This is a genomic window from Bacillus sp. NS1 (genome assembly GCF_058248265.1).
Window position 1 is genome coordinate 602,582 of record NZ_JBZAZF010000003.1, and the last position, 21,381, is coordinate 623,962.

The window sequence follows — 21,381 nt, forward strand, 5'->3', positions numbered from 1 at the left end:
ATCATATAACATAATAGAACAGATAAGCTGGAAATAGAGGTGCTTACATGAACAAAGGCCAGAGGCATATTAAAATCAGAGAGATCATTACAAGCAATGAAATCGAAACGCAAGATGAATTGGTCGACATGCTGAAGCAGGATGGATACAAAGTAACACAAGCCACGGTTTCACGAGATATTAAAGAACTTCACCTTGTAAAAGTGCCTACGAATAACGGCTCTTACAAATACAGTCTTCCGGCAGACCAGCGTTTCAATCCGCTATCCAAGCTGAAGCGGGCATTGATGGATGCATTTGTGAAAATAGATTCAGCAAGCCATATGATTGTGCTGAAAACGATGCCGGGCAACGCCCAGGCAATCGGGGCGCTGATGGACAACCTGGACTGGGATGAAATGATGGGGACCATTTGCGGAGATGACACAATTTTAATTATTTGCCGGACTCCTGAAGATACAGACGGCGTAAAAAACAGGCTGCTTGAGCTGCTGTAACAGAAATCTAACATAGATAAGAGGTGTAATGCTGTTTGTTAGCTGAACTATCGATTAAAAACTTTGCCATTATTGAGGAACTGACGGTTTCTTTTGAACGCGGGCTCACGGTTTTAACAGGAGAAACCGGAGCCGGCAAATCCATCATCATTGACGCCATTTCTCTTTTAGTCGGAGGCCGCGGATCATCTGAATTTGTCAGATATGGAGAGACAAAAGCCGAGCTTGAAGGGCTGTTTCTGCTGGACAGCGGCCATCCCGTTTTTGACGTATGCACTGAGCAGGGAATCGACGTTTCAGACGAAATGATCGTTATGAGAAGGGATATCAGCACGAGCGGAAAAAGCGTTTGCCGTGTTAATGGCAAGCTTGTCACGATTGCTTCACTAAGAGAGATCGGCAGACTTTTATTAGATATTCACGGGCAGCACGATAACCAGCTGTTAATGGAGGACGAAAATCATCTCCAGCTTTTGGACAAGTTCGCCGGAGCCGAAGTAGAAAGCGCACTTCATGCGTATCAGGAAGGGTATCATCGGTATATGAAGCTGCTTAAAAAGCTAAAGCAGCTTTCTGAAAGTGAACAGGAAATGGCCCACCGCCTTGACCTCATTCAATTTCAGCTCGAAGAAATCGAATCGGCAAAGCTCGAGCTTAATGAAGATGAACAGCTTCAACAAGAGCGCCAGCAAATTTCAAACTTTGAGAAGATATATGAATCGCTGCAAAATGCATATAACGCGCTTCGCAGTGAGCAGGGCGGACTGGACTGGGTCGGAATGGCATCAGCGCAGCTTGACGATGTATCTGATATTAACGAATCGCTGAAAAAACTGTCTGAAGTTGTATCGAACTCCTACTATCTTCTGGAAGACGCTACATTTCAGATGAGAAATATGCTGGATGAGCTTGAATATGATCCGGAACGCCTGAACTATATTGAGACGCGACTTAATGAAATCAAACAGCTGAAACGAAAATACGGTGCAACTGTTGAGGATATTTTGGAATACGCTTCTAAAATTGAAGAAGAGATTGACCAAATTGAAAACAGGGACAGCCATCTTCAAAGCGTGAAAAAGGAGCTTGACTCAGTCGGCAAAGATGTCGCAGTAGAAGCGGCAAATGTTTCGCAAATCCGGAAAGCATGGGCGAAAAAGCTGGCCGATGAGATTCATCGCGAATTAAAAAGCTTGTATATGGAAAAATCAACTTTTGATACAGAATTTAAGGTTAGAACAGCGTCCCGCGATGAGGAGGCGCCGATTGTAAATGGCCAGCCTGTTCAGTTGTCTGAACAAGGGATTGATCTGGTGAAGTTTTTAATTTCAACCAATACAGGCGAACCGCTGAAATCCCTTTCGAAAGTCGCTTCCGGGGGAGAGCTGTCACGGGTGATGCTTGCCTTAAAAAGCATTTTTTCTTCACAACAGGATGTAACGTCCATTATTTTCGATGAGGTCGATACCGGTGTAAGCGGCAGAGTCGCACAGGCAATCGCTGAAAAGATCCATAAAGTGTCGATAGGATCACAAGTGCTATGTATTACACACTTGCCTCAGGTGGCTGCCATGGCAGATACGCATCTTTATATTGCGAAGGAATTAAAAGACGGCAGAACGACCACACGTGTCAAGCCGCTGTCTAAGCAGGAAAAGGTGGCGGAAATCGGGCGCATGATTGCCGGAGTCGAAGTAACAGACTTAACGAAACGCCATGCGAAAGAACTTTTAAAACAAGCGGATCAAGTCAAAACAACTGGGTAAGCTGCGCGAGAAGCGCGGCTTATTTTTTTTGCTCACATCCATTCGTTCATCAGTATATCCAATGTTTTTCTTTATATGACAGTTATAAATAAGCCGTCAGAAGGCAAAATTAAATGATGTAGCAGCAAGTCATAAAGAAGGTGTGGGATAGGAGCGAGGAGAGTGAAGTAGTGAATGCCCGATAACATCAGAAAAGCAGTAGGTTTAATTCTCCTTGTTTCATTATTAAGTGTAGGTTTATGCAAACCGCTAAAAGAGTATTTACTGATTCCAACGCAAATGAGAGTATTTGAAACCCAAACACAAGCGATTGAAACGGGCCTATCGGTAAACGCTCATGCACAAGAAACATCAGAAGCGTTTACAGTAAAGAAAGACCCGCATGAAATCAAGGTGACAGGCAAAAAATCAGGTGAGTCAGAGTTAGTATACGATCTTGCCGGATTTCCAATCAAAAAAACAAAAGTGCAAGTTCTTCCTGATTTAAAGGTCATACCTGGCGGACAATCAATTGGTGTAAAACTTCATTCCGTCGGTGTTCTTGTCGTCGGATTTCATCAAATCAACACAAGTGAAGGCAAGAAATCTCCGGGAGAAACGGCCGGCATTGAAGCAGGCGACATCATTATTGAGATGAATGGACAGAAAATTGAAAAAATGAATGATGTAGCCCCATTTATTCAGAAAGCCGGTAAAACCGGAGAATCTCTAGATTTGCTCATTAAACGTGACAAACAAAAAATCAAAACAAAGCTCATCCCGGAAAAGGATGAAGCAGAGGGCAAGTACAGAATTGGTTTATACATCAGGGATTCTGCTGCTGGCATCGGCACCATGACCTTTTATGAACCGAAAACAAAAAAATACGGGGCACTTGGCCACGTGATTTCTGATATGGACACAAAGAAACCAATCGTAGTGGAGAATGGAGAAATTGTTAAATCAACTGTAACATCCATTGAAAAAGGGACAGGCGGAAATCCGGGAGAAAAACTGGCGCGATTTTCCTCAGAACGCAAAACGATCGGGGACATTAACAGAAACAGCCCATTTGGCATTTTCGGCACACTGCATCAGCCGATTCAAAACAACATTTCAGATCAAGCACTGCCGGTTGCGTTTTCTACTGAAGTCAAAAAAGGGCCTGCTGAAATTTTAACGGTCATTGATGATGACAAGGTAGAAAAATTTGATATTGAAATTGTCAGCACGACGCCGCAAAAATTCCCGGCGACAAAAGGAATGGTCTTAAAAATAACCGATCCGAGGCTGTTGAAAGAAACAGGCGGCATCGTACAGGGGATGAGCGGGAGCCCGATCATTCAAAATGGAAAAGTGATCGGCGCTGTCACCCATGTGTTTGTAAATGACCCGACAAGCGGCTACGGCGTTCATATTGAATGGATGCTGTCAGAAGCAGGAATCGATATTTACGGAAAAGAAAAAGCAAGCTGACTGCCGGAATTTCCGGCAGTTTTTTTGTTTTGATCCCCCTTCACTTCTCAGAATACATACGGTAAAATATACAAAAGAAGATTTTTCGACAAATTCACGTTTCCTTGTTTGTCAAATTTCATTTTTAGTCGAAAAACGGAGAAAAACATAGAATAACAAAGATATGCCACTAATATTGGTTATTATGATTTTTTTTAGAGGGTATATAGCGGTTTTGTCGAATGTAAACATGTAGCAAGGGTGAATCCTGTTAACTACATTTGGGGAGGAAGAAACGTGGAGAAAATTAAAGTTTGTGTTGCTGACGATAATCGAGAGCTGGTAAGCCTGTTGAGTGAATATATAGAAGGACAGGAAGACATGGAAGTGATCGGTGTTGCTTATAACGGACAGGAATGCCTGTCGTTGTTTAAAGAAAAAGATCCCGATGTCCTCGTTTTGGATATTATTATGCCGCATTTAGACGGACTTGCGGTTTTAGAGCGGCTGAGGGAATCAGATCTGAAAAAACAGCCGAATGTCATTATGCTGACAGCCTTTGGACAAGAAGATGTCACGAAAAAGGCCGTCGATTTAGGCGCGTCCTACTTTATTCTCAAACCGTTTGATATGGAAAACCTTGTCGGCCATATCCGCCAGGTCAGCGGAAATGCCAGCAGCGTGACGCATCGTGCGCCTTCATCGCAAAGTAGCATTATACGCAGCAGCCAGCCTGAACCAAAGAAGAAAAATCTCGACGCGAGCATCACAAGCATTATCCATGAAATCGGCGTCCCGGCCCATATTAAAGGCTATCTTTATCTGCGCGAAGCAATCTCAATGGTATACAATGACATTGAATTACTCGGCAGCATTACAAAAGTCCTCTATCCGGACATCGCCAAAAAATTCAACACAACCGCAAGCCGTGTAGAAAGAGCGATCCGCCATGCGATCGAAGTGGCATGGAGCAGAGGTAACATTGATTCCATTTCCTCGTTGTTCGGCTATACTGTCAGCATGACAAAAGCTAAACCGACAAATTCAGAATTCATTGCGATGGTTGCGGATAAGCTGAGATTAGAGCATAAGGCTTCTTAAGCATGAATATATTAACCGATGATTAAATCAAACGTCTTTTATTTATTAGTTTGCGCTGATAAATAGGAGGCGTTTTGTTTTGGAGACGTTTGTTTCAAGGGTGATGAATATGAAGGATCTATTTTTCGCAAGGAGGATGTTTAAAAAGTACGGACTGCCGATGGCATTATTTAGCCTGGCGCTTTGCGTCCATTCGTACATCATTACTGACACACACATACTAGGCGCACTCCTGATTGACTTTACCTCATTTGCAGTCATGGTTTTATGTGTTTTCGCTACTGGGAGCATAAAAAACAAACAATCAAGATCAACTTGAAACCCTTTCCCTGTAAAATCGTAAGTAAGGAAGCATTCATGAACAAAGGAGACGTACGAATGAAAAAGAAAAAAGCAAGAAAGCGTGACGGGCTTCTCCTAGATTTGCTTCCCGAAGCAGCTGGCGAGCTCCTTCTCTTGCTGTTTAGATGTTTACATAAATTATTTATTTAAAGTTGAAAAAAGACTGCCGAAGTGTTTCGGCAGTCTCAACACATTAATCTTTATAAGGCACCCAGCCAGGCGTGTTCACAATTGCTTGCCATAGCGGTTCAGGCAAGTGATATTTTTCTTTATCTGTGCCTTTAATTACGGTTTCGATTTGTTTTTCCCGGCCTTCTTTTACTTTCACTGTCCAGTCAGGATCAACTAAAATTTCGCGTCCCATTGCGACTAGCGGAATGCCGTTTTCGATGACAGCCAGCGCGTCATCTGCGGAATGAATGGAACCGACGGCGATCAGCGGCACTTTGTTTCCGACACGTTCATTCAATAAGTCCATGCGTGTGCGAGTCGGATCTGCACCGCGGCGCGCTTTTGAGTTCACGTCCATCAGTGAGATATGAAGGTAATCCAATTCTTTATCCCCTAAAGCATCAACAAGCGTAAAGGTTTCAGCCATTGTCAATCCTGGTGTCTCAGGTTCTTCCGGAGACAGGCGGTAGCCGACTAAGAACGCACCCTTCGCATGTTCTGCAGCTGCTTTTTTCACTTCATCGACAATAGCAAGCGGGAAGGCTAACCGTTTTTCGTCGCTTCCTCCCCAGCGGTCTGTGCGCTGATTGGTTTTCGGAGAATAAAACTGCTGAATCAAGTAGCCGTTAGCACCGTGAATTTCAACACCGTCAAAGCCTGCTTCAATGGCGCGTCTTGTCGCATCTCCAAAAGCCCTCACAATGTTTTCCGTTTCTTCTTCTGTTAAGGCACGGGCAATTTGCTTGCCGTTATCAAATACGTCACTTGGCGCTACAACATCTTGTTGCGGAACAAGCTCAGACGGGCATTCAATGCCGCCATGATGAATTTGCACAACAGCTTTAGCACCTTGCGCCTGAATGGCTTGTGCTAATTTTTTTAAACCTGGAATGTTGGAATCATCATGGATGGCCGGCTGGCCGGGAAATGCTTTTCCGTCTGGCGTGACGTTTGCGCAGGCTGTAATCACCATTCCCATCTCTTTTGAGCGGGGGATGATGTAGTCAAGCTCTGCTTCAGATATCGTACCGTCTTCATTAGAAGCGTAATGAGTCATTGGCGCTACTGTGATCCGGTTGTCGATTGTAACGCCGCTTTTAAATGTAAATGGTTCAAACAGCGGTTTATACTTAGGGTTCATTTGATCATCTTCTTTCGTTTGGATTCGCACATATTCTAGCCTATATGTAAAAATTAATGCAATTGATCTGCTTTACCGGCTGAATATCTTGAGTGCAGAGTGATGTTTTCTGCGCTCTTTTTCGGAGGCTTTTCAGCCGCTAATTTGGTGGCCGATGATGCAAGTCATGATCGCTGCAGTAAGCAACATAACGAACTTTTTCTTGGCTGTATACTTCTTTCTGTAAAGTAAATATCCTTTAAAAGGTTACGCCTGGCTGATCCACCCGTCAAACGATTTGCTCACCTCATTCTGCAAATTTTTCAAAATGAATAAAAAGTTGCTTCTTTCCGTTAATTTTTTCTAATATGTGCCTCAATTAGAGCGATCCTCATAGACAAATGAGATTGTTTTCTTTCTAACAACAGGAAAAGATCAGGTCGGATAGCCCTTTTGAAAAACTTGGAACTTCATCGCCTGCTTTCACAACATCTTTACAAAACTGCCATTCTGGTCAAAGATAAAAGCCAAACATCAGGAAGAGGTGATCATGTGAAACAAACGGCTCTTTTGCTGTTTACTGTGCTGTTTCTCTCAGGTTGCAGTATTGCAAGTGCAGATGACTCCGCCCCAAGGTTTACCGAAGAGGGAAAATACATTGGCTCGGCTGATCCTCATACAATCGCGGTTTCTCTGAATGGAGAAGAAACCATGATACAAGTTCCGAGGGATAAACGTGATGAATGTGAATCACTGCCAGATCACACAAATGTCCTGGTGAAATATATAAAAAAGGATAATGGAACTTTACAGCTGCAAGATATTCAGCTGCAGAAGAACTCGTCATAAAAAGACCGGAGGGAGAAAGTTGAGAATGTTATGGAGGAGCTTAGCCCTATGCGGATTGGCTTTGACGCTCGCGCCTTGTGCACAGGCCGCAGAGCCGATAGAAGGGAAAACAGTATACATTGATGCTGGACACGGCGGTGAAGACAGCGGAGCAGTCGGGAATGGGCTCTTTGAAAAGGATATTAATGTAGCAGTATCCGAACATGTGACGGACAAGCTGAAAGCGGAAGGAGCCAATCCTGTTGCATCCAGGTCTGACGATCATTTTCTGACCTTAGAGGACAGAGTGGCAAAGGCAAGTGCCAATCACGCCGATCTTTTTGTCAGCATTCATGTGAATTCCGGGGTTGCTTCAGCTTCAGGAACAGAAACGTATTTTCAATCTGATTATGAAGGGGAGAACAGCCGGCGTCTGGCATCCGATATTCAGTCACAGCTCGTCTCATCCTTACAGACGAGAGACAGGGGCGTGAAAGAATCAGACTTTTACGTCATTACATATTCACAAATGCCGAGTGTGCTGGCGGAGCTTGGATTTATTACTAACAGCTCTGACGCGGACAAGCTTGGAAGCGAAGAATACCAGCAAAAAGCCGCGGATGCGATTGTCACCGGCATTGATTCTTATTACGATCAGTAGATTAATACAGCCTTAATCCTAGAGTGGAACCGCCAAAATCAGTATAATGGAGAAAACTTTAGGGCTTGAGGTGAAACAATGACAAAGATTTTTGCCCATCGGGGGGCGTCAGGGCAATTTCCCGAAAATACAATGCTTGCATTTGAAAAAGGAATTGAAGCCGGGGCGGACGGAATTGAGCTTGATGTACAGCTGACAAAAGATGGACGCATTGTTGTGATCCATGATGAAAGACTCGACCGGACGACATCGCTCAAAGGATTCGTGAAGGATACAGCGTATGATGTAATAAAAACTGCGAATGCGGCAGCAAATCACAATCAAACCTACAGTGATATCAAAGTGCCGCTGCTTGAAGACGTGCTTTCATGGGCAGAAAAAAAGAATTTTCTCATCAACATTGAATTGAAAAACAGCGTGATCCGTTATGAGGGATTGGAAGAAAAAGTGCTGGAGGCAGTGAAGCGATTCAATATAGAGGAGAGAATCATCCTGTCCACATTTAACCATGAAAGCTTGGCGCTATGCGCCCGGCTTGCGCCCCATATCGAACGAGCGGCACTGACTTCAGATGTGCTTTATCAGGCTGATCGGTATATCACATCAATTCCGGCTTCCGGCTATCACCCGAAGCTGAACAGCCCGGGGGCCTCGGATGAAGTACTGAAGAAAATGAGGAACAGTTCGATCGAGGTAAGGCCGTATACAGTCAATCGGCCGGAAGATATGAAGCGCCTCTTTGAAGCGGGGGCAGATGGCATTTTCACCGATTTTCCTGCAAAGGCTTTGGCATTGTTAAAAAATAAATAGTTGTTTTAGAAGGAGGCTGTTGGCGCAGCCTTCTTTTTTCATTCATTCATGCCCGTTTCAAAGCATACATTCATAGAAGACAACTAGAAATTGTAAGCGCTGTCTATCTTCTGAATGAGGTGAAACCATGAGGAAAACAGTCATTGTAAGTGCCGCAAGAACTCCATTTGGCAAATTCGGCGGAGCGTTGAAAGAGGTGAAAGCTGCCGAGCTTGGGGGCATAGCGATGAAGGAGGCGTTACATCGCGCTGGAGTCTCTGGAGATGAGACGGAAGGTAATGTCATGGGCATGGTTGTCCAAGCTGGCTCAGGGCAGATACCTTCCCGCCAAGCTGCCCGTCTGGCTGGAATGCCTTGGAGTGTGCCGTCAGAAACGCTGAACAAAGTCTGCGCATCCGGACTGCGCGCTGTCACCTTGTGTGATCAAATGATTCGAGCGTATGATGCGGATATTCTTGTTGCCGGAGGAATGGAAAGCATGAGCAATATTCCGTATGCCGTTCCCGCCGGGCGCTGGGGAGCGCGGATGGGAGACGGTGAGCTTAGGGACTTAATGGTCTATGACGGATTAACGTGCGCGTTTGACAAGGTGCATATGGCTGTTCACGGAAATGCAGCCGCCAAGGAATATGAAATCTCACGCAGGGAGCAGGATGAATGGGCGTTAAGAAGTCATGCGCGGGCAGCTAAGGCATCCGATGAAGGAAAGTTTCAGGAAGAAATCGTTCCTGTTAGCTGGACCAACCGAAAAGGAAAAACAAATATTGTTGACAAAGATGAAGCGATTCGGCGTGAAACAAGTCTGGATCAGCTTGCAAAACTTTCTCCGATTTATACAAGTAACGGTTCTATTACAGCCGGCAATGCTCCCGGGGTTAATGACGGAGCCGGCGCGTTCGTGCTGATGTCTGAGGATAAAGCTGCTGAGCTTGGCAAGCGGCCTCTGGCTACAATTCTTGGTTTTTCAACTATGGGAATGCAAGCGCACGAACTAGCGGCTGCACCCGGGTTTGCAATCAACAAGCTCCTGAAAAAGAACGGTTTAACCGTCCAAGATATTGACTTGTTTGAAGTAAATGAAGCGTTTGCTTCTGTTGTTTTAACATGTAAAAAAATCGTCGGTTACGATCTTGAAAAAGTAAATGTAAACGGCGGTGCGATCGCGCTCGGCCACCCGATTGGCGCAAGCGGGGCGAGAATTCTCATGACGCTTGTTTATGAACTAAAGCGCCGGGGAGGGGGACTGGGAGTTGCCGCCATTTGCAGCGGTGCGGCTCAGGGAGATGCCGTCTTAGTGCAGGTTCATTAAAACAATGACGAAAAAGGGGATTTAAATGGAGATTAAACATATCATGGTGGCCGGTGCAGGACAGATGGGAAGCGGAATCGCTCTAACAGCTGCCGAAGCAGGTTTTTTTGTGCGGATGTACGATGTGAACCCGGAGGCTGCTGAGGCAGGATTGAAGCGGTTGAAGAAACAGCTCACCCGTGATGCTGAGAAAGGAAGAAAGACCGAAGCGGAAGTGAAGGATGTGATCAGCCGCATTTCGCTCTCTCAAACGCTAGAGGAGGCAAAGCATGCGGACATTGTGATTGAGGCTATTGCAGAAAACATGACAGCGAAAACCAAGATGTTTAACACACTTGATCACATTTGCCCGTCTCATACGATTTTGGCCAGCAATACATCTTCCTTGCCTATTACAGAAATCGCTGCAGTGACAAACCGGCCTGAACGAGTCATTGGCATGCATTTTATGAATCCTGTCCCTGTGATGAAGCTTGTTGAAGTGATTCGCGGCTTGGCTACATCAGAAGAAACGGCCTTAGTTGTTATGGAAATAGCGGAAAAGATGGGGAAAACACCGGTGGAAGTCAATGATTTTCCGGGGTTTGTTTCCAATCGCGTTCTTCTTCCGATGATTAATGAAGCCATTTATTGCGTGTATGAGGGGGTGGCGAAGCCGGATGCAATAGACGAGGTGATGAAGTTGGGCATGAACCATCCGATGGGCCCGCTGACATTAGCGGATTTTATCGGGCTGGATACGTGCTTATCAATTATGGAAGTCCTTTATTCCGGTCTTGGCGATTCCAAATACCGTCCTTGCCCGCTGCTCCGCAAATATGTCAAAGCGGGCTGGCTTGGCAAAAAGAGCGGACGCGGCTTTTATCAATATGAGGAGAGGACTTCCTGAAGTCAATTCCATCCGGGGGTGGCCGAGTTGCATTTAACCCAAGAGCAAGTCATGATGCGAAAAATGGTGCGTGATTTTGCCCGAAAAGAAATTGCTCCCGTTGCAGAAATCATGGAGAAAACGGACGAATTTCCGTTTCAGCTAATCAAAAAAATGGGAGAACACGGCTTGATGGGAATACCGGTGCCGGAACATTACGGCGGCGCAGGGGCGGATGTTGTTTCTTATATTTTGGCGATTCATGAGATTTCTAGAATCAGCGCGGCGGTCGGTGTCATTCTTTCCGTTCATACCTCGGTCGGCACAAATCCGATCCTGTACTTCGGCAACGAAGAACAGAAGATGAAATATATACCGAAGCTCGCTTCGGGAGACCATTTGGGCGCATTTGCACTGACAGAGCCACACTCAGGGTCAGATGCTGGAAGCCTCCGCACAACTGCAATCAAAAAGAATGGCAAATACCTATTAAACGGATCGAAAATATTCATTACGAACGGCGGAGCCGCCGATATCTATATCATCTTTGCTTTAACAGCTCAAGATCAAGGCAGGCACGGGATTTCGGCTTTTATCGTTGAAAAAAACACACCTGGTTTTACCGTTGGAAAAAAAGAAAGAAAGCTGGGGCTCTATGGCTCCAATACGACGGAACTGATTTTTGATAATGCAGAAGTGCCGGAAGAAAATTTGCTTGGCAAAGAGGGTGACGGCTTTCACATTGCCATGGCGAATTTAAATGTCGGCCGCATCGGCATTGCGGCACAAGCGCTCGGCATTACAGAGGCGGCTCTCGAGCATGCAATTGGTTACGCGAAACAGCGGGTGCAATTTGGGAGGCCTATCGCAGCCAATCAAGGCATATCATTTAAGCTGGCTGACATGGCGACAAGGGCTGAGGCGGCAAGGCATCTTGTCTACCACGCCGCAGACCTTCATAACCGCGGTTTGGCCTGCGGAAAAGAAGCGTCTATGGCAAAACAGTTTGCTTCCGATTCCGCGGTGAAGGCGGCGTTAGACGCCGTGCAAATTTACGGGGGATATGGCTATATGAAGGATTATCCGGTCGAGCGGCTGCTTCGCGATGCAAAGGTGACGCAAATCTATGAAGGGACGAACGAAATTCAAAGACTGATTATTTCCAAGCATCTGCTTGGCGGAACCTGATAAACAAAAACGTAAAAACGGGGGTTGAGGATATGGAGGAGAAACAGCGTTATTCTCCGGGTTTGGATGGTGTGATTGCGGCAGAAACTCATATTTCTTATCTTGACACGCAGTACAGCCAAATTTTGATACGAGGCTATGATTTAATAGATCTTTCTAAAACAAAAAGCTATCTGGAGCTTGTCCATTTATTGCTGGAGGGCAGGCTGCCGGAAGAAAGTGAAATGGAAGAGCTTGAAAGAAACATAAACAGCGTATCAAGCCTGCCTGCTGATCTTCTCCGTCTGCTTGAGCTGCTCCCTGAGCACACTCATCCGATGGATAGCCTGCGTACCGGCCTGTCGGCACTTGCCGGCTATGATCGGCAAATAGATGATCGGTCTCCTTCTGCAAACAAAGAACGCGCCTATCAGCTTCTCGGGAAAATGCCTGCCCTCACTGCTGCCAGCTACAGGATCATCAATAAGAAAGAGCCGATTCTTCCGCTTCAAACCCTATCCTACAGTGCAAATTTTCTATACATGATGACAGGGAAATTGCCGTCCTCACTGGAAGAACGGATTTTTGACCGGTCCCTTGTCCTGTACAGTGAGCATGAGATGCCGAATTCAACTTTTGCGGCAAGGGTCATCGCTTCTACACATTCGGATCTTTATGGCGCTTTGACAGGCGCTGTCGCCTCCCTGAAAGGGAATCTTCACGGCGGGGCAAATGAAGCTGTGATGTATATGCTTTTGGAGGCGAAAACAACGGCCGATTTTGTGCAGCTTCTGCAAACAAAACTGAAAAGAAAAGAAAAAATTATGGGGTTCGGCCACCGGGTGTATATGAAAAAAATGGACCCAAGAGCACTCATGATGAAAGAGGCACTGCAGCAATTATGCGATAAAGCCGGTGACCATCGTTTATACGAGATGTGTGAAGCGGGTGAGCGGCTGATGGAGAAAGAAAAAGGGCTATACCCGAATTTGGATTACTATGCTGCCCCGGTGTATTGGATGCTCGGCATACCAATTCCTTTGTATACGCCTGTCTTTTTCAGTGCGAGAACGTCCGGTTTATGCGCCCATGTGATCGAACAGCATTCCAATAACCGTCTCTTCCGTCCCCGTGTCAGCTATATGGGCCCGCGCCATCAGGGTGAATCATAAATCATGAAAGGAACTGGTAGAATGCTGAAAACGGATCATGTCATTGAAAAAATTGCAGACTATGTGCTTGAGAAAGAGATTACAAGTTCCGAGGCGTATACAACAGCGGGGCATGTGTTGCTGGATACGCTGGGCTGCGGGATTTTGGCGCTCCGGTATCCTGAATGCACAAAGCTGCTCGGCCCGATTGTTCCTGGAACGATTGTCCCAAATGGAAGCAAAGTGCCGGGAACATCATATGTTCTCGATCCGGTGAGAGCAGCGTTTAATATCGGCTGCATGATCCGCTGGCTCGATTACAACGACACGTGGCTTGCTGCGGAGTGGGGACATCCGTCTGATAATCTGGGAGGAATCCTTGCCGCCGCTGATTTTGTATCGAGAGTAAGGCTGTCTGAAGGAAAAGAGCCTTTAACGGTACGCGACGTACTTGAAATGATGATCAAGGCACACGAAATTCAAGGCGTACTTGCGTTAGAAAACAGCTTAAACCGAGTTGGCCTTGATCATGTGCTGTTTGTCAAAGTGGCGACAACCGCTGTAGCAGCAAAGCTGTTGGGCGGCGGAAGAGAAGAAATCAAAAATGCGCTTTCGAATGCATGGATTGACAATGCAGCCTTGAGGACATACCGTCATTCACCGAATACCGGCTCGCGCAAATCGTGGGCGGCAGGAGATGCAACGAGCAGAGGTGTTCATTTGGCGCTGATGTCGTTAAAAGGGGAAATGGGTTACCCGACAGCTTTGAGTGCACCGGGATGGGGGTTCCAAGACGTTTTATTCAATGAACAAGAGATCAAACTCGCCCGCCCGCTCAATTCTTACGTTATGGAAAATGTGTTATTTAAAGTGTCTTATCCTGCGGAATTTCACGCCCAGACAGCGGCAGAGTGCGCCGTCATACTTCACCCTCAGGTAAAGGGCCGGATTGATGAGATTGACCGTGTTGTCATCAGAACGCACGAATCCGCTATCCGAATCATTGATAAAAAAGGCCCGCTTCACAATCCGGCAGACCGTGATCACTGCCTTCAGTACATCACAGCAATCGGTTTGCTTTTTGGTGATATCACCGCGCAGCATTATGAGGCTGAGACAGCGAGTGATCCGAGAATAGATAGACTACGTGATAAAATGGAAGTGACTGAAAACAAAACATATACCGAGGATTACCTGAAACCCGACAAGCGTTCCATTTCAAATGCCGTTCAAGTTCATTTTAAAGACGGAACAAGCACAGAAATGGTGGAATGTGAATTTCCGCTCGGCCATCGTTTTCGGAGAGATGAGGCAGTGCCGAAACTGCTGGAAAAGTTTTCTGCCAATCTCAAAACTCATTATGCTGACAAACAGTACAAACATATTTATGAGCGCTGTACCAGCTATGAGACATTACAAACGATGCGCGTAAATGAATTCGTAGATATGTTCTGCATGTAAAAGAAGGAGGACTTGCGTCATGTCATGGATCGTCAATAAGCAATCGTCACAAGAGGAGCTTGCCGGGCGTTTCCGCAAGCTGATGTCAGCGCCGGACATTCTGCAAATTCCCGGCGCCCATGACGGAATGGCAGCCTTGCTTGCAAAGGAGGCCGGTTTTTCTGCTATTTATTTGTCTGGTGCGGCTTATACAGCCAGCAGGGGGCTTCCTGATTTAGGGATCATCACGTCGACAGAAATGGCTGATCGGGCCAAAGATCTTGTGCGTGCAGCTGACCTGCCTTTGCTGGTTGATATAGATACGGGATTTGGCGGTGTGTTAAATGCCGCCCGAACCGCCCGTGAGATGCTTGAAGCCAGGGTAGCCGCCGTTCAAATAGAAGATCAGCAGCTCCCGAAAAAATGCGGACATTTAAATGGCAAACAGCTTGTCCCAATAAAAGAAATGGCACAAAAAATAAAAGCGATCAAACAAGCGGCGCCCTCCCTTGTCGTTGTTGCTCGTACTGATGCCAGGGCGCAGGAAGGACTTGAGGCCGCAATGAAACGGTCAGCGGCTTACATTGAGGCTGGAGCGGACGCGATATTTCCGGAAGCGCTCCAGGCGGAGAACGAATTCAGACAGTTTGCTGAGCACATCTCCGTTCCGCTCCTTGCGAATATGACCGAGTTTGGGAAAACGCCGTATTATCGCGCCGATGAATTTGAAGATATGGGGTTTCGCATGGTGATTTATCCTGTCACATCGCTTCGAGCGGCGGCAAAAGCTTATGAACGGATGTTTGGTTTGATGAAGGAGCGCGGCTCACAAAAAGAAGGACTTCATCATATGCAGACAAGAAAAGAACTGTACGATACGATTTCTTATTATGACTATGAAGCGTTAGATAAAACGATTGCCAAGACCGTTTTGCCTGACGAATAGTTTCGATCAAAAAAGCCGGAGCATTCTCCGGCTTTTTTGCAGCTATCGTTTTCTGAATCGCGGGCTGACTTGATTGCGTTTTCTGTCTCTGTAAAAAATGAACCCGGCCAGCACATAAAGGCCGAACGCAAAAAAGATAAATCCTGACAAACCTTGGAGCCAAAGAGCTGCAAATGGCTTTATCTTATGGCCGAAAAGCGTATCCCTCATCAGTTTAATGCCTAAAGCGGAAATGGCGCCGGGGATGACTAATATCAAAAGCGCAAGAAGTCGGCTCATCCTCAGAAAACTCCTTTATCTTTTCATTTCCTTTATTGTCCAGCGGAAAAAATATTTTGTCAAGAGAAGAAAACGTGGTAACATAAGGTTGTGCAAATTATTGCAACGGAATAAATAGGTGTGCAAATTTTTTCATACAAAGGGGTAGCGGGATGCAAAAGGTACTGATTGTAGGTGCCGGGAAAAGGGGAACGGCGTTATTACATATTCTGATCAAAACAGCCATCATTGAGATCATTGCCGTGGTTGACAAAGACCCCGAGGCGCCGGGATTGAAAGAAGCAGAACAGTATGGGATTGCCGTTTCATCTGATTGGAAACCTTACATACAACTAAAACCGGATATCGTCATTCATACCACCGGCGATCAAGCCGTGTTTGACGGACTCCTTCAGGAAAAGCATGAAGAGACTATTGTTATGCCAGGGAAAATGGCGTACATCGTTTTTCAGCTGATGGAAGAAAAGCAGCACCTGATTCAAATGCTGAAAGAGCAAACATACAAACACGACCGAATTTTTAATTCCACCCATGACGGGATGATTTTTATTGATATCAATGAAGAAATCATTCTCTTTAACCATATGGCCGAAAAAATGGTCGGGAAAAAAAGAGAGGAAGTCATTGGGTGCCCGATAAAAGAAGTCATTCCGAGCACGAAGTTGCCGCGGATTTTAAAAACAAGAGTGCCTGAATACAACCAGAAGCAGCTTTTAGGCGATCATTTGCAAATTGTGACGACAAGGCTGCCGATAATCGATGAAGGCGGACGTCTGCTCGGAGCGCTCTGTGTGTTTAAAGATATTACCGATGCGGTCGAGCTGGCAGAGGAAGTGACCAACTTAAAGCAGGTCCGTACGATGCTGGAGGCGATTATTCAATCCTCCGATGAGGCGATTTCTGTCGTCGATGAAAATGGCATCGGACTCCTGATCAATAAAGCATATACAAAAATGACGGGGCTATCTGAAAAAGAAGTCATCGGCAAGCCTGCAAACACTGATATTTCTGAAGGCGAAAGCATGCATTTAAAGGTGCTTGAAACAAGACGGCCTGTCCGCGGTGTCAGAATGAAGGTCGGCCCGAATGAAAAAGAGGTCATCGTCAATGTAGCGCCGGTGATTGTAGACGGGATTTTGAAAGGCAGTGTCGGTGTGATTCACGACGTGTCCGAAATTAAAATGCTGACAGTGGAGCTGAACCGCGCCAGGCAAATCATTCGGACGCTTGAAGCGAAATACACTTTTGACGACATTATCGGCAAAAGCGAGCAAATGCTGGTTGCGCTTGAGCAGGCGAAGCTCGGGGCGAAAACGCCAGCAACCATTTTGCTGCGCGGGGAGTCAGGAACAGGAAAAGAACTGTTCGCCCATGCCATCCATAACGAAAGCGACCGGAAATATAATAAATTTATTCGCGTGAATTGTGCAGCCCTTTCTGAAAACCTGCTTGAATCAGAATTGTTCGGCTATGAGGATGGTGCGTTTTCAGGTGCGAAGCGCGGCGGTAAAAAGGGCTTATTCGAAGAAGCCAATAATGGCAGCATTTTCTTAGATGAAATCGGCGAGCTGACACAAAATATGCAGGCGAAATTGCTACGCGTCCTTCAAGAAAAGGAAATCGTCAGAGTGGGCGGCACGAAAGCGATCCCTGTTAATGTCAGAGTGATCGCGGCGACAAATGTAAATATCGAAAAGGCGATGGCGGATGGAACATTCCGCGAAGACCTATATTACAGGATCAACCGCTATCCAATCTCAATCCCGCCTTTGCGGCAGCGGCTGGAAGACATTGAAGCATTAAGCGTCAGGCTTATTCAAAAGATCAACCGGGATTATGGCAGGAATGTAAAGGGGCTCTCGCAGCAAGCCTTGCGTGCCTTATCCGCTTATCATTGGCCTGGGAATGTCCGTGAGTTGGAAAATGTCCTTGGACGAGCCATGATTTTTCTGAATCCGCATATGGAATGGATTGAAAAAGATCACTTGCCTGTATTCGAACTTGAGCAAAAAGAAAGTGGCAAAGAACAAGGTGCAGGGTTTGATTTCCCGGATATTGAAGGAGAAAAGCTGTCTGTCGCAGTAGAAAAGTTTGAAGCGCATTTGATCCAACAAACGCTCGAAAAGCATCATTTTAACCGGACAAAAACAGCGAAAGCCCTCGGTGTCAGCATTCGGAATTTATATTACAAAATGGATAAATATGGCCTTGCAAATGAAGGCATGCAATAATTTGCAGAATGAACGCAAACATCTGCACGGATTTTTCAATACATCCGTTATGACAGCGTGGCGATAAGCTGGCATGGAACTTGCATAATAAAAGGCGGAGTCGAAACAAGGAAGGTGGTAACAGATGAAGCTGAAAGATTTGATCGGCAAAGCATCGATGTACAAAAACAAAACCATTGCGGTTGCCCATGCTGAGGATGAGGAAGTGATCCGGGCTGTAAAGCTGGCAGCCGAGCACCTATCCGCCCGTTTTTTGTTAGTGGGTGACAGCAAAAAACTGAACGATTTGACGTCATCTATGCAAGGGCATCAAGTGGAAATCGTTCATGCCGATACGCCTGAGGAATCGGCAAAATTAGCAGTTCGTGCTGTGCATCACAAAACAGCGGACGTTTTAATGAAAGGGAATGTGCCGACTTCTGTTTTGCTTAAAGCGGTACTGAACAGACAGGAGGGGCTTAGATCATCCAGTGTCCTTTCCCACGTGGCTGTGTTTGATATACCGGACTTTGACAGATTGATGTTTGTGACAGATTCGGCTATGAATATTGCCCCTTCACTGGAAGAGCTTCGGCAGATTTTGCAAAATGCCGTTCATGTGGCCCATGCAGTAGGGAACAATATGCCAAAAGCAGCTGCTCTGGCAGCTGTCGAAACGGTGAACCCGAAAATGGAAGCGACAGTGAATGCAGCTGCTCTTGCTCAAATGTACAAGAGAGGCCAGATCAAAGGCTGCATTGTTGATGGACCGCTTGCTTTGGATAATGCAGTATCACAAATTGCCGCAGCCCAGAAAAAGATTTCGGGAAATGTTGCGGGCAGCGCTGATATCCTTCTCGTCCCAACAATTGAGGCCGGCAATATTTTATATAAATCATTGATTTATTTTGCGAAGGCCAGCGTGGCGGCTGTGATTACAGGAGCGAAAGCACCGATTGCCTTAACGAGCAGAGCGGATTCCGCTGAAAATAAACTGTATTCCATTGCGCTGGCGATATGCGCATCTGAAGAATACACACATTAGGAGGAACGAACATGGAACTTTTTAAATATATGGAGAAATACGATTACGAACAATTGGTATTCTGCCAAGATGAACAATCTGGCTTAAAAGCAATTATCGCAATTCACGATACCACGCTCGGCCCGGCGCTTGGCGGAACGAGAATGTGGACGTATGAAAATGAAGAAGCGGCAATTGAAGACGCGCTCAGGCTGGCAAGAGGCATGACCTATAAAAACGCGGCGGCAGGCTTGAACCTTGGCGGCGGAAAAACAGTGATAATCGGCGATCCGCGCAAAGACAAAAATGAAGAAATGTTCCGCGCGTTTGGCCGCTATATTCAAGGGCTGAACGGCAGATACATTACAGCTGAAGATGTGGGCACAACGGTTGAGGATATGGACATCATTCATGATGAAACAGACTATGTCACAGGGATTTCTCCTGCTTTTGGATCTTCTGGAAATCCATCCCCAGTTACGGCTTACGGGGTGTACAGAGGAATGAAAGCAGCAGCTAAAGCTGCTTTCGGAACCGACTCTCTTGAAGGGAAAACCATCGCTGTGCAGGGTGTAGGAAACGTGGCATACAACCTATGCCGCCACCTGCATGAAGAAGGGGCAAACTTAATCGTTACGGATATCAACAAACAATCAGTACAACGCGCAGTTGAAGACTTTGGCGCTCGTGCGGTTGATCCGGAAGAGATTTATTCACAAGACTGTGATATTTATGCGCCGTGTGCCCTTGGTGCGACAATTAACGACGACACCATTAAACAGCTGAAGGCGAAAGTCATCGCTGGTGCAGCGAACAACCAATTAAAAGAAACACGCCATGGCGATCAAATTCACGAAATGGGCATCGTTTACGCGCCGGATTATGTCATTAACGCGGGCGGCGTCATCAACGTAGCAGATGAGCTTTACGGCTATAATGCGGAACGTGCATTGAAGAAAGTTGAAGGCATTTACGGAAATATTGAGCGTGTACTCGAAATTTCTCAGCGTGACGGCATTCCGACGTATTTAGCGGCTGACCGCTTGGCAGAGGAACGGATTGAACGCATGCACCGCTCAAGAAGCCAGTTTTTGCAAAACGGCCACAGTGTATTAAGCAGACGTTAAGAAATTGATCTGGAGGTTATGAAAGTGCTACATGATGAAAAACGCATTCTCACAATTAATCCAGGCTCAACTTCAACGAAAATCGGTGTTTTTCATAACGAACGAAGTATTTTTGAAAAAACATTGAGACACAACATAGAAGAGCTGCAGCGATTTAACCATATTATTGATCAGTATGAATTTCGCAAAAACCATATACTTGAAACGCTTCATGAACAGGGAATCAATATTTCAAAATTTGATGCAGTCTGCGCCAGAGGCGGGCTTCTCCGGCCAATTGAAGGCGGAACTTACGAAGTGAGCGATGATATGATTGAGGATTTGAAAAGCGGCTATGCAGGCCAGCATGCTTCTAATCTTGGCGGCATTATCGCGCGAGAAATCGCTGACGGCTTAAATATTCCTTCGTACATCGTCGATCCTGTTGTTGTAGACGAAATGTCAGTGCTTGCAAAAATCTCAGGCATGCCTGAGATTGAACGGAAAAGCATTTTCCATGCGTTAAATCAAAAAGCTGTCGCCCGTAAGGCGGCAGCCTCTCTTGGCAAACGATATGAGAATATGAAAATGATTATTACCCATATGGGCGGAGGTATTACAATTGGCGTCCATGACCACGGGCGAGTGGTGGACGTCAATAACGGCCTTCACGGAGAGGGGCCATTCAGCCCTGAACGTGCAGGAACAGTGCCTGCGGGAGATCTTGTCGATCTATGTTTTTCAGGACAGTATACAAAAGAAGAAATTATGAAAAAACTGGTGGGCACCGGCGGGCTTTTAGGCTATCTAGGAACGAATGACGCAGTAAAAGTGGAACAGATGATTCAGGAGGGCGATGAAAAAGCCCGTTTCATTTATGATGCCATGGCGTATCAGATAGCAAAGGAAATCGGGGCAGCCAGCGCGGCATTAAAAGGCGAAGTTGAAGCGATTGTGCTGACGGGAGGCCTTGCGTACGGCAAAAGCTTTGTTTCCAGTATCAGATCATACATAGATTGGATTTCAGACGTTTTAGTCTATCCGGGAGAAAATGAACTGCAGTCTCTGGCCCAAGGGGCGCTCAGGGTATTACTGGGCGAGGAGCAATCCAAACAATATCGTATTGAATAGACAGACTAGGAGTGAGTCAC

20 protein-coding genes are annotated in these 21,381 nt (G+C 46.1%); 18 read left to right on the forward strand and 2 right to left on the reverse strand.

The genetic code is table 11. The features are described from left to right. The first annotated feature begins 47 nt into the window (after positions 1 to 47). The 5 genes from argR (at position 48) to AC4CV5_RS13600 (ending at position 5,117) form a co-directional block, all read left to right on the forward strand. Positions 48 to 497: an arginine repressor ArgR gene (argR, locus tag AC4CV5_RS13580; RefSeq protein ID WP_124072962.1), complete on the forward strand. Its 450-nt coding sequence runs from the start codon at positions 48 to 50 to the stop codon at positions 495 to 497. A gap of 35 nt (positions 498 to 532) precedes the next feature. Beyond that, positions 533 to 2,263, forward strand: coding sequence for a DNA repair protein RecN (gene recN, locus AC4CV5_RS13585; RefSeq protein WP_490923003.1), 1,731 nt, complete (start codon positions 533 to 535; stop codon positions 2,261 to 2,263). 174 nt (positions 2,264 to 2,437) lie between these two features. Beyond that, on the forward strand, positions 2,438 to 3,718 hold the full coding sequence (gene spoIVB / locus AC4CV5_RS13590) for a SpoIVB peptidase (protein WP_166850987.1): 1,281 nt from the start codon (positions 2,438 to 2,440) through the stop codon (positions 3,716 to 3,718). Between the two features lie 276 nt (positions 3,719 to 3,994). Beyond that, complete coding sequence (gene spo0A, locus AC4CV5_RS13595; RefSeq protein WP_003226427.1) at positions 3,995 to 4,798, forward strand: sporulation transcription factor Spo0A; 804 nt, start codon at positions 3,995 to 3,997, stop codon at positions 4,796 to 4,798. Between the two features lie 79 nt (positions 4,799 to 4,877). Beyond that, positions 4,878 to 5,117, forward strand: a complete 240-nt coding sequence (locus tag AC4CV5_RS13600; RefSeq protein ID WP_490923004.1) for a hypothetical protein — start codon at positions 4,878 to 4,880, stop codon at positions 5,115 to 5,117. Positions 5,118 to 5,333: 216 nt separating this feature from the next. On the opposite strand, the gene AC4CV5_RS13605 is transcribed toward AC4CV5_RS13600, so the two are convergent. Continuing rightward, the gene (locus AC4CV5_RS13605) at positions 5,334 to 6,452 is read right to left on the reverse strand and encodes an NADH-dependent flavin oxidoreductase (protein ID WP_222143133.1); all 1,119 of its coding nucleotides are present in this window, start codon (positions 6,450 to 6,452) and stop codon (positions 5,334 to 5,336) included. A 531-nt stretch (positions 6,453 to 6,983) separates the two neighbouring features. On the opposite strand from AC4CV5_RS13605, the gene AC4CV5_RS13610 reads away from it, so the two are divergent. The 9 genes from AC4CV5_RS13610 (at position 6,984) to prpB (ending at position 15,611) form a co-directional block, all read left to right on the forward strand. Then, positions 6,984 to 7,280, forward strand: a complete 297-nt coding sequence (locus tag AC4CV5_RS13610) for a lipoprotein YqiH (RefSeq protein ID WP_166851027.1) — start codon at positions 6,984 to 6,986, stop codon at positions 7,278 to 7,280. Between the two features lie 19 nt (positions 7,281 to 7,299). Continuing rightward, positions 7,300 to 7,920, forward strand: coding sequence for an N-acetylmuramoyl-L-alanine amidase family protein (locus AC4CV5_RS13615; RefSeq protein ID WP_166851030.1), 621 nt, complete (start codon positions 7,300 to 7,302; stop codon positions 7,918 to 7,920). Between the two features lie 78 nt (positions 7,921 to 7,998). After that, on the forward strand, positions 7,999 to 8,730 hold the full coding sequence (locus AC4CV5_RS13620) for a glycerophosphodiester phosphodiesterase (RefSeq protein ID WP_490923006.1): 732 nt from the start codon (positions 7,999 to 8,001) through the stop codon (positions 8,728 to 8,730). 127 nt (positions 8,731 to 8,857) lie between these two features. Then, a complete protein-coding gene (locus AC4CV5_RS13625; RefSeq protein ID WP_166851036.1) occupies positions 8,858 to 10,039 on the forward strand; it encodes an acetyl-CoA C-acetyltransferase in 1,182 nt (393 codons plus the stop codon). 25 nt (positions 10,040 to 10,064) lie between these two features. Next, positions 10,065 to 10,928 carry a 3-hydroxybutyryl-CoA dehydrogenase gene (locus AC4CV5_RS13630; protein WP_490923008.1) on the forward strand — a complete coding sequence of 288 codons (864 nt, stop codon included), beginning with the start codon at positions 10,065 to 10,067 and terminating at the stop codon, positions 10,926 to 10,928. A gap of 27 nt (positions 10,929 to 10,955) precedes the next feature. Beyond that, positions 10,956 to 12,095, forward strand: coding sequence for an acyl-CoA dehydrogenase (locus tag AC4CV5_RS13635; RefSeq protein WP_490923009.1), 1,140 nt, complete (start codon positions 10,956 to 10,958; stop codon positions 12,093 to 12,095). A gap of 32 nt (positions 12,096 to 12,127) precedes the next feature. Next, a complete protein-coding gene (gene mmgD / locus AC4CV5_RS13640) occupies positions 12,128 to 13,246 on the forward strand; it encodes a citrate synthase (RefSeq protein ID WP_490923010.1) in 1,119 nt (372 codons plus the stop codon). 21 nt (positions 13,247 to 13,267) lie between these two features. After that, positions 13,268 to 14,686: a bifunctional 2-methylcitrate dehydratase/aconitate hydratase gene (locus tag AC4CV5_RS13645; protein WP_490923191.1), complete on the forward strand. Its 1,419-nt coding sequence runs from the start codon at positions 13,268 to 13,270 to the stop codon at positions 14,684 to 14,686. A 19-nt stretch (positions 14,687 to 14,705) separates the two neighbouring features. Beyond that, on the forward strand, positions 14,706 to 15,611 hold the full coding sequence (gene prpB, locus AC4CV5_RS13650) for a methylisocitrate lyase (RefSeq protein WP_166851047.1): 906 nt from the start codon (positions 14,706 to 14,708) through the stop codon (positions 15,609 to 15,611). Between the two features lie 42 nt (positions 15,612 to 15,653). Here prpB and AC4CV5_RS13655 read toward each other — a convergent pair whose 3' ends face one another. Further along, on the reverse strand, positions 15,654 to 15,890 hold the full coding sequence (locus AC4CV5_RS13655) for a DUF2627 domain-containing protein (protein WP_166851049.1): 237 nt from the start codon (positions 15,888 to 15,890) through the stop codon (positions 15,654 to 15,656). 152 nt (positions 15,891 to 16,042) lie between these two features. Here AC4CV5_RS13655 and AC4CV5_RS13660 point away from each other — a divergent pair, with 152 nt between their 5' ends. From AC4CV5_RS13660 to buk, 4 genes are all read left to right on the forward strand, one after another. Continuing rightward, complete coding sequence (locus AC4CV5_RS13660) at positions 16,043 to 18,121, forward strand: sigma-54 interaction domain-containing protein (protein WP_166851052.1); 2,079 nt, start codon at positions 16,043 to 16,045, stop codon at positions 18,119 to 18,121. A gap of 124 nt (positions 18,122 to 18,245) precedes the next feature. Then, entirely contained in the window at positions 18,246 to 19,145 is a 900-nt protein-coding gene (yqiS, locus tag AC4CV5_RS13665) for a phosphate butyryltransferase (RefSeq protein ID WP_166851055.1), read from the forward strand. 11 nt (positions 19,146 to 19,156) lie between these two features. Next, complete coding sequence (bcd, locus tag AC4CV5_RS13670; RefSeq protein ID WP_166851058.1) at positions 19,157 to 20,251, forward strand: branched-chain amino acid dehydrogenase; 1,095 nt, start codon at positions 19,157 to 19,159, stop codon at positions 20,249 to 20,251. 18 nt (positions 20,252 to 20,269) lie between these two features. Then, positions 20,270 to 21,361: a butyrate kinase gene (buk, locus tag AC4CV5_RS13675; RefSeq protein ID WP_166851061.1), complete on the forward strand. Its 1,092-nt coding sequence runs from the start codon at positions 20,270 to 20,272 to the stop codon at positions 21,359 to 21,361. Positions 21,362 to 21,381: the final 20 nt, after the last annotated feature.